This is a genomic window from Streptosporangium sp. NPDC053982, assembly GCF_055585205.1.
The window spans coordinates 180223-192858 of sequence record NZ_JBVJKQ010000005.1 but is presented as its reverse complement, the minus strand read 5'-3'; the positions used below and the strand labels follow the sequence as shown (position 1 = coordinate 192858).

Here is a 12636-nt window from a genome sequence, read left to right as displayed (position 1 = left end):
GACATGCGGCGCGCGATGGTCGCGGCTCCGGTGTGGGCGCGGGCGTGGCGTGAGCTCGCCTACGCGCTGGTGGCGCCGCTGATGGCCGTGATCGGCCTGGTCTACGCCGTGGTGGTGGCGTTGGGCGTCGCCTCGGCGGCCGGCGTCGTCGGCGTGCCGCTGCTGGCGCTGGGCGTCCCGGCGGCCAGGCGTCTCGGCACGGCCAACAGATGGCTGGCCCGCGCGCTGGCCGGGGTGCGGGTGGCCGATCCGGCCCCGTTCCGGTCCGGTCCGGGCCTGGCGGACCGGCTCGTGGCAGCGCTCGGCGACCTGACGGGATGGCGCGCCGTCATCCACGGCCTGGTCCGGCTGCCGTCGGCCCTGTTGGCCCTCGCCGTGGCCGCCGGGCTGTGGGGAGGCGGCCTGGCCCTGCTCTGCCACCCCCTGTGGCACTCCGGCGCCCTGCCGGTCCTTCCGGACGGCCCGCCGGGTGCGGTGACGGCGAGTGCCGCCGGGGCGGCGCTGCTGCTGTCGGCTCCGTGGGGCGTCCATCTCGCGCTGGCCCCCGAGCGGCTGCTCGCCCGGACGCTGCTGGGACCGGCTCCGGGCGAGGCCAGGACCCGGAGGCTGGAGCGGGCGCGGGCGATGGCGGTGGACGGCGCGGCCGCCGAGCTGCGCCGGATCGAACGCGACCTGCACGACGGCACGGCCGCGCGGCTGGTCACGCTGGCCATGAGGCTGGGCATGGCCCTGGAGGAGCTGGAGCGCGCCGACCGGCCGGAGCGTCCGGCCCGCGCCCGCGCCCTGGTCGGGGACGCGCACCGCGACGCCAAGGAGACCCTGGCCGAGCTACGCGACCTGATCCGCGGCATCCACCCGTCCGCGCTCGGCGAGGGGCTGGAGACCGCCCTGGCCACGCTCGCCGCGCGCAGCCCGGTCCCCGTCCGGTTCGACGCCGACCTGCCGGAACGGCCCGACCCGGCGATCGAGGCCGTCGCCTACTTCTGCGCCGCGGAACTGCTCGCCAACGTGGCCAGGCACAGCGGAGCCCGGCATGCCGTACTCGGCGTGCGGGCATCGGACGGCCTGCTGACCCTGCTCGTCCGCGACGGCGGCGACGGCGGCGCGGCGGCGGACACCGGGTCCGGGCTGCGGGGCCTGGCCGGCCGGGTGGCGCCGGTGGACGGGACGATCGACGTCCACAGCCCGCCGGGAGGGCCTACGGTGGTCACCGTCGAGCTTCCCCTCCACATCTGAACGGAAAAGACGCCCATGCGCATCGTGATAGCCGAGGACGCGGCGGTGCTCAGGGACGGGCTGTGCATGCTGCTCACCTCCCGGGGTCACGAGGTCGCGGCCGCCGTGGGCGACGGTGAGGCGCTGGAGGCGGCCGTGGCCGAGCACCGGCCCGACGTCGCCGTGGTGGACGTGCGCATGCCGCCCTCCCACACCGACGAGGGACTGCGGGCCGCGCTCCGGGTCCGCCGCGCCCACCCGGGTCTGGGCGTGCTGGTGTTCTCCCAGTACATCGAGACGCGCTACGCCGCGCGGCTGCTCGCCGACGGCGCTCACGGGGTGGGTTACCTGCTGAAGGAGCGGGTCGCCGACGTCGGGGACTTCCTGTCCGCCCTCGACCGGATCGCGGCCGGGCAGACCGTCCTCGACCCCGAGGTGGTCACCCAGATCATGGGCGCCGGTCATCGCGCCGAGGCGCTGGCCGCGCTCACCCCCCGGGAACGCGAGGTGCTCTCCCTCATGGCCGAGGGGCGTTCCAACAACGCCATCGCCACGGCGCTGTTCCTGTCGTACGGCTCGGTGGAGAAGCACGTGGCGCAGATCTTCACCAAGCTCGGCCTGTCCCCGTCCGACGGCGACCACCGCCGGGTGCTGGCCGTCCTGCGCTATCTGCAGGGCTGACCGCCGGGTCCCGCAGGCCGCGGGGCCCGGCGGGCTTTCCGAACAATCCGGCCTCACATTCCGCGGGGCCGTCTCGTCGGTCCCGTGAGACGCCGACGCACCGAGGAGAGCCGGGGGCACCATGACCATCCCGTCCGGGCCGGGAGACGGCCGGCCCGATCCGGGCCTGAACGCGATCATGAGCGAGCGGCGTCAGCTGATCAACCTCGCCTACCGGCTCCTCGGCTCCCTGGCCGAGGCCGAGGACGCCGTGCAGGAGACCTACGCCCGCTGGTACGCGATGCCCCTCGAACGGCGGGACGCCGTCGAGTCCCCGGGGGCCTGGCTGATGAGGGTCGCCGGCCGCGTCTGCCTGGACGTGCTCGGCTCGGCGCGGGCCCGGCGGGAGCGGTACGTGGGGCAATGGATCCCCGAGCCGCTGCCCGACCGCGGCGAATGGCCCGGCGGGCGGCCGGGCGAGATCGCCACCGACCCGGCGGACCAGGTCACCCTCGACGAGTCGGTCACCATGGCCTTCCTGGTCGTGCTGGAGGCGATGACCCCGGCCGAGCGGGTCGCGTTCGTCCTGCACGACGTCTTCCGCTACTCCTTCGCCGAGGTGGCCGAGATCGTCGGCCGTACCCCGGCGGCGTGCCGTCAGCTGGCCTCCTCGGCCCGCCGCCGCGTCCGCGCCTCCCAGGCCCCCGTCACCCCGGTGGCCGACCGGACCGGCGTCGTCGGCGCCTTCAGGAGGGCGTGGGCGGCCGGCGACGTCGACGCCCTCATCTGCCTCCTGGACCCCGGCGCCACGGTCGTCGCCGACGGCGGCGGCGTCGCCAGCGCCCTGCTGCTCCCGGTCGAGGGCGCCGGGCGGATCGCGCGCGCCTTCGCCGGCATCACCGCCGGGGTGCCCGGCCTGACGTTCCTGGAGCGTACGGTCAACGGCCAGCCCGGCCTGGTGGTCCGGCACGACGGCGTCACCGTGGTGGTCGTGGCGTTCGAGGTCGCGGGCGGCCGGATCACGCGCATCTGGGCGGTGCGCAATCCGGAGAAGCTCCGGCCCTGGACCGCGGGCTGACGCGCCGCCCGTCCGGGGCCACGGCCGCGGGCGGTCCGGGGCCGGCGTCACACGAGCCGGCGGGCGACGGGCGTCCTGACCCGGGTGACCAGCGCCGCCGCGGTCGCCAGCACCGGCAGGCCCACCACCACGGCGATCACGAACGGCCACGGCACGGCGATCGTGGCGGGATCCCCGGCGCCGTGCGTCGTCATCGGCCGGCTCAGCGCCACGCCCGTCACCGTTCCGGCGGCCAGCCCCACCAGCGCGCCGAGCCCGGAGATGTAGAGGGCCTGACCGGCCACGACCGCCCGCAACGTCCGGGGCGGGGCGCCGACGGCCGACATCGCCGCCCGCTCGGGCCCCATGTCGGCCGACGCCAGGCGGGTGGCGGCCAGCGTGCCGCCGACCACGAGGACGAGGGCGCCCGCGAGCCAGCCCCACAGCCCGGGTTCGGGCAGGTTGCGGTAACCCTCCTCGGAGGCGACCGTCACCCGGGGGACCACCCTGGTGAGATCGCGTCCCAGTGTCGAGTCGGCCGGCAACCGGTGCATGGCGTAGAGCTGGCGCTCCACCGTCGAGAAACCGGACCGCTCGACCAGGGCGCGCGGCAGCAGGGCGCCGCCCTGGTGCTCGTCGGCGGGCGTGGCCACCACCGCGGGCACCTCCAGCTTGCGCGGGGGGCCGCCCGTGGAGCCCGCCCGCAGCGCCAGCCTGCCGTTGCGCACCGCGGCCGCGTCGAACACCACGGCCTTGCCGCTCGCCAGCGCCGCGGCCGCTCGCGGATCGTCGCGGCCCTGCAGGAGCCTGAGCAGATCCCGGTCCCCGACGACCACCGTGCGGCGCTTCCGTATCCCGTTCCACCGCACCGTGTACCGCAGCGCGTAGCGGTGGCCCTCGGCGTCCCTCACCTGGTGGCCGGCGGTCAGCGGTACCCCCGGCAGCAGACGCTCCGCCTCGGCGCGCAGCCTGTTCCAGGTGGCGTCGCCCATGCTGCCGCCCCAGATCGCCAGCATGCCGGTCGGCCGGGCCGAGGTGTAGGCGTCGCGCTGGTCGGTGTACGCGCTGTGGGCGCCGATGCCCACCGCCACGACCGTGGCCGTGACCGCCATGACGGCCGCCACGGCGCTGGCCGTACGGGATCGGTGGCGGACCGCGTCGCGGACGGACACCCTCAGCGGGAGCCAGAGCCGCGCGGCCGGCCGTCCCGTGCGGCCGATCAGCCACGGCGTCAACGCCACCAGCCCGAGCAGGATCGGCACCGCGGAGGCGGACACCCACATCGAGTCCGGCTGACGCCGCGCCACCACGGTCGCCCCCAGCCCCGCCAGCACCAGCACGGCTCCGGCCAGAGGCCATCCCGGTCGGTCGGCCGTCGCGGGCGCGCGGCCGGCCAGCACGGTCGCGGTGTCCTGCCGGGCCGCCTGCACGGCGGGCACCAGCGCCGCCACGAGCCCGGCGAGAAGGCCCAGCGCGGCGACGCCGAGGACCGGCGGCCACGGCACCTCCGGCGGGCCGACCCGTCCTCCCCAGCGCGCCACGATCGGGGCGCCCAGCGTTCCGGCCCCGATGCCCAGCGCCGTCGCCACGAGGGTGGCCGTACCGCCGAGGACCAGCCCGTCGGCCAGCACGATCGTCCGCAGGTGCCGGGCCGAGCCGCCCTGCGCGGCGATCTCCGCCAGTTCCCGGCGCCGCCTGCGGAGCCCGACCGCGAAGGCGGGCCCGGCCAGCAGCACGGTCTCCAGCACCACCATGATCACCATGGCGCCGAGCCCGACCGCCTGCCGGGCGCCGAGGTCCGAGGCGCGGACCGGGGCGTTCGCCGGGTCGGTGAGCGTGACGCGGGAGGTGACGGCCAGGCCGGCCTTGTTCAGCGCGGGCACGTCGGCCCAGGTCACCGGCTTGGGCGTGTCGGCGAGCCAGCCGGTGCCGTAATGGTGCGGAGACCAGAGCTCATCCGGCGTCTCCACCGGGATGTCCGGGCCCACGACCCGCTTGAGCGACGGCAGGTGCGGGTGCTCGACCACGCCCGTCACCGTCAGCGGCGCCGCGCCGGACGGCCGCAGGAGGTCGCCGGGCCGCAGGCCGAGCGCGGGGGTCACCGCGACCTCTCCGGTGGCGGGGAGCCTGCCCTCGCTCAGCGTCAGCATCCCCCGGGTGAGGGGGTCGCGCAGGTCGGTCTCCAGCGCTTCGACCCGCTCGCCGTCCAGCCGGAGCACGCCGGTGCCGAAGGGGATCAGCCGGGTTCCGGGTCCGAGCAGCGCCGTCACCTCGGCGGCGGTCCGGGGCGCGGTCTTCTCGCCGTCCGTCCTCCAGCTCGCCCCGCCGGGCTGCTGCTGAAGCTCCGTGCCCGCGGGCGTCTGGACGAGGCGGACGTCGGCCGCGCCGAGCTCGGCCGTCAGCCCCTCCCGCGGGGTGACGCTCATGGTCTCGGTGAGGGTGAGCAGCGTCGTGATCACCAGGACGGGCAGGCCGATCATCACCATGATGAGCGCGCTGCGTCCCCGGGAGCGCCACGCGGTCCGGTGGGCGATGCGCAGCGCGGCGGCGACGGCGCTCACCGGGCGCTCGCCAGCGGCACGTCCGTGGAGTCGGCGATCATCCCGTCGCGGAGGAACACCACTCGGTCGGCCCAGGCGGCGTAGCGGGGCTCGTGGGTGACGAGCAGGACCGCCGCGCCCGCGTCGCAGCGGGCGCGCAGCACCTGCATGATCTCGTCGCCGGTGCGCGTGTCGAGCGCGCCGGTCGGCTCGTCGGCCAGCAGCAGGCGCCGCTCGCCGACCAGGGCGCGGGCGATCGCGACCCGCTGGCGCTGGCCGCCGGACAGCTCGTCGGGGAAGCGGTCGGCCAGGTCCGCCGCGTCGACCTCCGCCAGCACGGCCACGGCCTCCTCGCGGGCGGGGCGTGACCGCACGCCGTCGAGCTCGCGCGGCAGCATGACGTTCTCCGCCGCCGTCAGCGACGCGATCAGGTTGAGGTCCTGGAAGACGTAGCCGACGCTGCGGCGCCGCAGTGCCGCCAGGTCGCGCACGCCGGCCAGGTCCCGCCCGTCGACGTGCACCGTCCCCGAGGTGGGCCGGTCGAGCCCGCCCGCGACGTTGAGCAGGGTCGACTTACCGGACCCGGACGGGCCCATGACCGCGACCAGCTCTCCCGGCTCCACCTGGAGGCTCACGTCCCTCAGGGCGTGCACGGCCGTCGCCCCCTCACCGTGGACCCTGGCCACCCCGGCCAGCCGTACGACCGTCATCTTCGCTCCTCTTCGAGAACGGCCTCGCAGTGGTCCAACCACCGTTGTTCGGCCTCGACCTGGAAGATCATGGAATCGAGCACGAGCCGCTGGGCCGCGCCCTCCGTGGCGGCCCGCTTGGCTCTGGTCAGCCGCTGGAGGGCCGTCATGGTCGCGGTGCGCTGCCTGCGGATGACGTCGGCGACGTCCACCTCCCCGGCGGCGACGGCCATGGCCAGCTTGATGACCAGCTCGTCCCGCGGCCGGTCGGACTGGACGACGGGGGTGCTGAACCATCGCGCCATTTCCGTCCGGCCGGCCGCGGTGACCGTGTAGACGACCCGGCCCTGCTCGTCCGGCTCCCCCGGCGCGACCAGGCCGTCGCGTTCCATGCGGGACAGCGTCGTGTAGACCTGGCCGATGTTGAGCGGCCAGGCCGCCCCTGTCGACGCCTCGAACTCCGCGCGCAGCTGATAGCCGTGCCGGGGTCCCCTACTGAGCAGGGCGAGCAGCCCGTGCCTGATGGACACAGATACTGAGTATGCATATTCGGTATGCATTTCTCAAGCGGATCCGCCGTATTCGCATGGGAACGGGGCGTTCCGCGCCGCCGTCCGCCGCCGTCCGCCGCCGTGCCCACGCCGGGCGAGCAGCCGAAATGTGATCTCCGCCGCCCGGCGGGGCACCCGTGGCTCGTGAACCCCCGAGGCCGGACGCCCATCGGCCACACTGACGCGATGGAATACGTCGCCCGGGTGCCCCCGCCGCCGCTCGACCGGTTCATCGACGACATCTACTGCCTGACCGGGACGCCGCGCCACCGCCGGATGAACGTCCCGCCGATGCCGTCGGCGTACCTGTTCGTCAACCTGGGCGGACCCGTCCGCCTGTGGGACTCCGACCCCTCGACGCCGCCGGCGACGCTCACCGACGGGTGGTTCATGGGCGTGTGGACCAGACGTTTCCTCTTCGAGTACCCCACACCGGTGCGGCTCGTCGGGGTGCACTTCAAGCCCTGGGGACTCTCGCCGTTCGCCGGCGTACCGGCGGCCGAGCTGCGGAACCGGTGGGTGCCGGTCGACGCCGTCTGGCGGCGGTCCCTGGACCGGATCCGCAACCGGGTCGGCGGCCTCGCATCGGCCGCCGAGGGGTTGCGGGCAGTGGAGGAGGAACTGCTGTCACGACTCGCCGAGCCGCCGGCGCGCGGTCTCAACCTGGTCCGGCACACGGGCGGCCGCCTGGAGACCACACACGGCGCGGTCCCGATCGCCGCGCTGACCGACGCCGCCGGGGTGAGCGGCACCCACCTGGCCGCGCAGTTCAAGGCCCATGTCGGGGTCACCCCCAAGCGGGTGGCGCGGATCTACCGTTTCGCACGGCTGATCGTGTCCGTGGACGCCCTGGGCCCGGTCGACTGGCCGCGGCTCGCCCAGACGGCGGGCTACTTCGACCAGGCCCATTTCATCAGGGAGTTCAAGGACTTCACCGGCCACACCCCGACGGACTACCTGGCCCTGCGCCGCCGGTTCCCCGCCGAACGGGGGTTCCCTCCGGACAGCGGCCCGATGCCCGCCGATTGATTTTTTACAAGCCCGCCGGCCTGCGAGGGCGGAAGGATCGGGGGCGAACGCGCGAGAGGACTTCGGGAGACCCTGTGGGAAAAGTGATCATGCACAGCGTGATGTCGGTGGACGGCTTCATCGCCGACGAGAACGACGACGTCGGGCCGCTCCATGACTGGTACTTCAACGGCGAGGCCCCGGTCACCGAAGACGACGGCCGGGGATACGACCATTCCGGCTCAGGAAGCCGCGTCAAGGTCCCACGCGCGTCGGCGGAGTACGTCCGGTCGACATGGGAGACGATCGGCACGACCGTGATGGGCCGGCGCCTGTTCGACCTGGTGAACGGCTGGGAGGGGCGGCCGCCCGCGGGCGACCACATCGTCGTGGTGTCCCATCGGCCCAAGCCCGAGGGCTGGCACCCGGAGGCGTCGTGCCATTTCGCCGGCGATGTGACGGCCGCGATCGACCGGGCCCGGGAACTCGCCGGGGACCGGACCGTCGCGGTGAACGCCGGCGAGGTGGGCGGCCGGATCCTGGAGGCCGGCCTCGTGGACGAGGTGGCGATGGACGTGGTGCCGGTGGTGTTCGGGTCGGGCAGACGCTACTTCGGCGACATCGATGGGCGGCATCTGCTGGAGGACCCCCACGTGGTCATCCAGAGCGAGGGGGTGCTGCATCTGAGGTTCCGGGTGCGCCGCTGAGCCCCGGGGGACGCGACGCCGGGTTCTCCGCCGGAGGAGCCCGCGGCGCGTGAGCCCGGGGCCGGGACGCGGACGTCCTGTCACCGCGCCGCTTGACCCTGACGCAGCGTCAGGCTCCCAGCATGGCGGCATGAACAAGAGAACCGAGGCGATCGAGGTCGCCGGACCTCATGAGCGGTACGGCGAGCACGGCGACGAGGGCGTGCGGGCAGGAAGAGACGGCGGAACGACACGACACTTCACGATCCACCATGACGGCGTCACCATCCCGGTGTCCCGCGGCGGCCGGGGACGACCGCTGGTCCTGTGCCCCGGACTGAACTCGACGCAGGCCGGCCTGCGCGAGCTGACCGGGCTGCTGCGGCGCGACCACGACGTGGTGACCTTCGACCTGCGGGGCCACGGCCTCGCCTCGGCCGCCGGCCGGTACTCCTTCGACGCCTTTCTCAGCGACCTCGCCACGGTGATGGCGGCGCTGGGAAACCTGGGCCTGTCCGCGGCGCCCGTGCTGGTGGGCTACTCGCTGGGCGCCGACCTGGCCGTGCACCACGCCTCCGCGCATCCCGGCTCCGTCGCCGGACTCGTTCTCATCGACGGGGCGAACCCGGTGCCCGAGCCGTTCGTCACCGATGCCGTCCTGCCGGAGTTCCGCGCCATGTGGGAGGACATGGCGACCCTGCGGGAGGCCGAGCGGGGCACCGCGCGTCAGGTGCTGCTCACCGCCCAGGAGATCCTCGACGTGAACCTTGAGATCGACGCGGTGCGCGCCGGGATCCTCGACCGCTACAGGAGGATCGACCGGCCGATCAGCATGATCATGTCGACCTCGATGGCCGGCGACGGCGGCGAGGGGCACGCACCGCGGTTCAACCGGAACTGGCGCGCGGGCATCGAACGGCTCGTCCGCGAACACCCGGACATCGCCGTCTCCTGGATCGACGCCGACCACGGACTGGTCTTCACCCACGCCTCGGAAATCGCCCGGATCATCCGGGGTGTGCGCCAGGCGCGTCCCTGAACTCCCCGTAGGAGACTGGTGCGATGCTGACCATCGGCGAGCTGGCGTCGTACACCGGGGTGACGGTGCGCACGGTGCGGCACTATCACGCCAAGGGGCTGCTGCCGGAGCCGGAGCGGGACCACTCCGGCTACCGCAGATACGACGCCGGCGCCGTGGTCGAGCTGATCAGGATCCGGACGCTCGCCGAGGCCGGGGTCCCGCTCGCACGGGTGCGGCAGCTGCTGCGGGCCGGCGAGGAGGAGTTCGCCGCGGCGGTCGCGGAGATCGACGAACGGCTGCGGACGGAGATCCGGCAGCGGCAACGGCACCGCGAACGGATCGCCCGGCTCACCTCCGGGGACGGCCTGGCGCTGCCCCCGGAGGTGGTCGGGTATCTCGGCCGGCTGCGGGCGCTCGGGGTCGACGAGCGGATCGTCCGGGCCGAGCACGACGGCTGGATCCCGCTGGCCGCGCGCTCACCCGAGCGGGTCCCGGAGTGGATGGCCCGCAAGCGGGAGCAGATCGCCGATCCACGGCTCGTCGACTTCTACCTCGCCCTCGGCCAGGCTCTCGACCGGGCCGATGACGACCCGCGGCTGGCCGGACTCGCGGAGAGGCTGGCCGCCTACCTCACGTGGCTGGCCGGCGAGCACGGCGAGGACTACATGGACGACACCGATATCGAGCCGTCCCTCGTCGAGCTGATGGACAGATTGGCCTTCGACACCGTGCCGGCGGCACGCCGGCTGATCGAGCTGCTGAGCCGGCGAGGCTGGACGGGCTGGACCAGGCTCGAACGCGTGCCCCCGGCTGACACCGAGACGGAGGGAAAGGGCGGCCGGTCGTGAGGGGGGCCCGGGAGCTGAGAGCACCAGTAGGCCCATGGGCCTACCTGGAATCGAACCAGGAAGAAGGAAGCCCCCGAATGGCCTCACGGCCGGTGTGCGAGGAAAGCGGGAAGACTGGAACCGTCGGCAGGAGGCCGAAACCTGCCTGCCGATCCAAAGAAGGTGGAAGGAAGCCCTCCCATGGCCTCGCACCCCGACCGTATCAGGCGGGGATCAGTTCGTGCAGTGTCCCGGGCGTGTACACCCGCGAGCCCGGCGGCAGTCCGGCCGGCGTCTCCAGCCCGATGTAGGTGGTGTGGGCGGCCGTCGAACCCCGGGCGCGCAGCAGATCGGTGAGATACCGGACCCGCAGGTAGTCGCGCTCCACGATCGAGCGGGTCAGCAGCGAGGTGGTCACCCGGTTGCCCTCCACCTGGTTGAAGTGCGGGAACCCCCTCAGGTAGAGGTGCAGCCACTTCACCCGCCACCGGCCGTCGTCACCGCGCAGCAGCACGAACGGCAGGGCGACGCGGCCCGACCCGCGCAGGTCGGACTTCATCCGCACGGTCCGCGGCTCGAACGGCCTGCCCTCCTGCGCGGCGTCCCTGGTCATGTACCCGAAGAACGCCTCGGCGGCCTGGTCGAACGGCTCCCCGGCGTAGACGTTCACCTGCGGGATGATGATCGGCCGGGTCGCCTCCGCCAGCCTGACGTCGATGAACTCCGACGCGCCGTCGGGCGCCTGCGTGAGGTCGCCGGAGTAGGCGGCGAAGCCGTTGCCGTAGTTCGTCCACGAGATGTGCTCGGGGTCGCCGTAGGAGGCGTCGAGCATGAGGGCCGACAGGTCGTAGTCGGTGCGCCGCGCGGTCTGCCGCCAGTGGACGAAGAACCGGAACAGCTCGCCGTCCACCGGCGACAGCGAGCCGCGGGGCAGCACGCCGATCCCGGGCGCGACGGCCTTGCCGGACAACGGCAGGGCGACGTCGAGCACGTCGGGGTCGACGACGAGCTCGCCGGGGTCGGGGAGGCGGCGGGTGATCTCCTCGTCCAGGACGGCGAGCGCCCGTGTGACGACCTCCTCCGCGAGCGGCGGGCGGGTGTCGGGCGCCGTCCACGCCCTGCCGTGCCGGTTGGCGAAGACGCGGCCCGCGGCGGGGGCGATCCGGTTCTGCAGGTGCTCGCGCAGGGACAGCAGCACGCGGCCGGAGGCGCCCGCGGCGGCCTTCTCCGCGGCGTCCAGCACGGCGGACGCGGAACCCGCCCGCAGCAGGTGGTCCAGGCGGCGCAGCAGAGCGCCGGGCGCGTTCCCCAGCAGCTCGACGGCCTCGGCCGTACGGCCGGCCGACAGGGCGGCCTCGACGCGCCCGTCGAGGCTCACCGCCCGGCGCTCGCCCCTGGCCACCTCGAAGACGCGGGCGGCACGCGCCAGGTGCGGGTACTCGTGGGGGTGCAGCCGCTCGCCGAGCCGCTTCCACCGTTCCCGGTGCCGTGGCACGTCGCCGAGCGCGGACGGGGAGGCGACGGTGTTCAGGGCCTCGAGCAGGATCCGCCGCTCGGCGCGGCGGAACGAGCGGAACCGGGTGGGCACGGCCAGCGTGACGTCGCCGCCGGAGCAGCCGCAGGCGAGCCGGAGCACGTCGGTCACCGTGTCGACGAGCAGGGGCCGGCCGGCGGCCAGCCGTACCTCGTTGAGGACGGCGCGGTTCTCCCGCACGGGGATGCGCTCGGGCTGCTCGGGCCGGTCGGCGCAGAACCCGGCCAGGGCGCGCAGCGCCGTCAGGTCCTCGGCGGCCAGGGGCGTCTCCGCGCCCGCCAGCGAGAGGTAGAGCGCGGACGCCTCCGCCTCCAGGCTGCCGCCGAGCTCCAGTACGGTCACCCGGTCGGCGGCCAGCGGGACCAGCTCGGCGTGCGCGGCCAGCAGGTCGGCGTAGGAGTGCCGGTAGCGGCCGTAGCCCGGCAGGGCCAGCAGGTCGAGCGACGGCGGCCGGCCGCCGTCGGCGGTGACCGGGTCGAGCAGCGCCTCCCGCATCAGGCCCGCCCAGAACTCCAGGGTGTCCGGCACGTTCGCGGGGAAGTCGATGAAGTAGGCGTTGTGCCGTACGTGGTCGCCCACCAGCTCACGGACGGCGGCCAGGATCCGCACGCCCAGGTCCACCACGGTGGCGCCGGGCAGCTCCGCCAGGCGGCCGAGCAGGGCCGGCGAGCAGGTGAAACCGACGCTCAGCAGCGCCGCGTCGAGCTGGCGGGCGGCCGTCTCCCCCCAGCCCGGCACGGCGCCGGCGGGAGCGTCCAGGGGGACCCGCAGCCGCCGGGTGATGATGAGCCTTTCAAGATTGTCCACGCCCGCACCCTATGACGGCGAACATCGCTTCTCTCCGGGTT

11 protein-coding genes are annotated in these 12636 nt (G+C 74.3%); 7 read left to right on the top strand and 4 right to left on the bottom strand.

The window, feature by feature from the left end; all coding sequences use genetic code 11:
- Positions 1-3: 3 nt before the first annotated feature.
- The 3 genes from ACZ6W9_RS10470 (at position 4) to sigJ (ending at position 2953) form a co-directional block, all read left to right on the top strand.
- Positions 4-1236: a sensor histidine kinase gene (locus tag ACZ6W9_RS10470; RefSeq protein WP_389969232.1), complete on the top strand. Its 1233-nt coding sequence runs from the start codon at positions 4-6 to the stop codon at positions 1234-1236.
- A 15-nt stretch (positions 1237-1251) separates the two neighbouring features.
- Positions 1252-1896: a response regulator transcription factor gene (locus ACZ6W9_RS10465; RefSeq protein WP_389969234.1), complete on the top strand. Its 645-nt coding sequence runs from the start codon at positions 1252-1254 to the stop codon at positions 1894-1896.
- A gap of 121 nt (positions 1897-2017) precedes the next feature.
- Positions 2018-2953, top strand: a complete 936-nt coding sequence (gene sigJ, locus ACZ6W9_RS10460) for an RNA polymerase sigma factor SigJ (protein ID WP_389969236.1) — start codon at positions 2018-2020, stop codon at positions 2951-2953.
- A 47-nt stretch (positions 2954-3000) separates the two neighbouring features.
- On the opposite strand, the gene ACZ6W9_RS10455 is transcribed toward sigJ, so the two are convergent.
- The 3 genes from ACZ6W9_RS10455 to ACZ6W9_RS10445 are packed head-to-tail and all read right to left on the bottom strand — an operon-like array spanning position 3001 to position 6691.
- Positions 3001-5493, bottom strand: coding sequence for an ABC transporter permease (locus tag ACZ6W9_RS10455; protein ID WP_470117362.1), 2493 nt, complete (start codon positions 5491-5493; stop codon positions 3001-3003).
- Entirely contained in the window at positions 5490-6182 is a 693-nt protein-coding gene (locus tag ACZ6W9_RS10450; protein ID WP_389969239.1) for an ABC transporter ATP-binding protein, read from the bottom strand. The genes ACZ6W9_RS10455 and ACZ6W9_RS10450 overlap by 4 nt, the downstream gene beginning before the upstream one ends.
- Positions 6179-6691 (bottom strand): PadR family transcriptional regulator, encoded by a 513-nt coding sequence (locus ACZ6W9_RS10445; protein ID WP_389969241.1) that lies wholly within the window; start codon positions 6689-6691, stop codon positions 6179-6181. Before ACZ6W9_RS10445 ends, ACZ6W9_RS10450 begins: the two co-directional genes overlap by 4 nt.
- A 207-nt stretch (positions 6692-6898) precedes the next feature.
- Between ACZ6W9_RS10445 and ACZ6W9_RS10440 the strand changes: the two genes are divergently transcribed.
- The 4 genes from ACZ6W9_RS10440 (at position 6899) to ACZ6W9_RS10425 (ending at position 10275) form a co-directional block, all read left to right on the top strand.
- Complete coding sequence (locus ACZ6W9_RS10440) at positions 6899-7741, top strand: helix-turn-helix domain-containing protein (protein WP_389969243.1); 843 nt, start codon at positions 6899-6901, stop codon at positions 7739-7741.
- Between the two features lie 74 nt (positions 7742-7815).
- On the top strand, positions 7816-8427 hold the full coding sequence (locus tag ACZ6W9_RS10435) for a dihydrofolate reductase family protein (protein ID WP_389969245.1): 612 nt from the start codon (positions 7816-7818) through the stop codon (positions 8425-8427).
- A gap of 130 nt (positions 8428-8557) precedes the next feature.
- On the top strand, positions 8558-9445 hold the full coding sequence (locus ACZ6W9_RS10430) for an alpha/beta fold hydrolase (RefSeq protein WP_389969247.1): 888 nt from the start codon (positions 8558-8560) through the stop codon (positions 9443-9445).
- Positions 9446-9468: 23 nt separating this feature from the next.
- Complete coding sequence (locus ACZ6W9_RS10425; RefSeq protein ID WP_470117358.1) at positions 9469-10275, top strand: MerR family transcriptional regulator; 807 nt, start codon at positions 9469-9471, stop codon at positions 10273-10275.
- A 202-nt stretch (positions 10276-10477) separates the two neighbouring features.
- Here the strand turns inward: ACZ6W9_RS10425 and ACZ6W9_RS10420 are convergent, their stop codons facing one another.
- Positions 10478-12595, bottom strand: a complete 2118-nt coding sequence (locus tag ACZ6W9_RS10420) for a TerD family protein (RefSeq protein WP_470117356.1) — start codon at positions 12593-12595, stop codon at positions 10478-10480.
- Between the last annotated feature and the right edge of the window lie 41 nt (positions 12596-12636).

Bases quoted from the DNA above. Each gene is read 5' to 3' on its own strand.
- sigJ (WP_389969236.1), top strand. From the start codon at position 2,018: ATGACCATCCCGTCCGGGCCGGGAGACGGCCGGCCCGATCCGGGCCTG.
- ACZ6W9_RS10430 (WP_389969247.1), top strand. From the start codon at position 8,558: ATGAACAAGAGAACCGAGGCGATCGAGGTCGCCGGACCTCATGAGCGG.
- ACZ6W9_RS10465 (WP_389969234.1), top strand. From the start codon at position 1,252: ATGCGCATCGTGATAGCCGAGGACGCGGCGGTGCTCAGGGACGGGCTG.
- ACZ6W9_RS10440 (WP_389969243.1), top strand. From the start codon at position 6,899: ATGGAATACGTCGCCCGGGTGCCCCCGCCGCCGCTCGACCGGTTCATC.
- ACZ6W9_RS10425 (WP_470117358.1), top strand. From the start codon at position 9,469: ATGCTGACCATCGGCGAGCTGGCGTCGTACACCGGGGTGACGGTGCGC.
- ACZ6W9_RS10450 (WP_389969239.1), bottom strand. From the start codon at position 6,182: ATGACGGTCGTACGGCTGGCCGGGGTGGCCAGGGTCCACGGTGAGGGG.
- ACZ6W9_RS10470 (WP_389969232.1), top strand. From the start codon at position 4: ATGCGGCGCGCGATGGTCGCGGCTCCGGTGTGGGCGCGGGCGTGGCGT.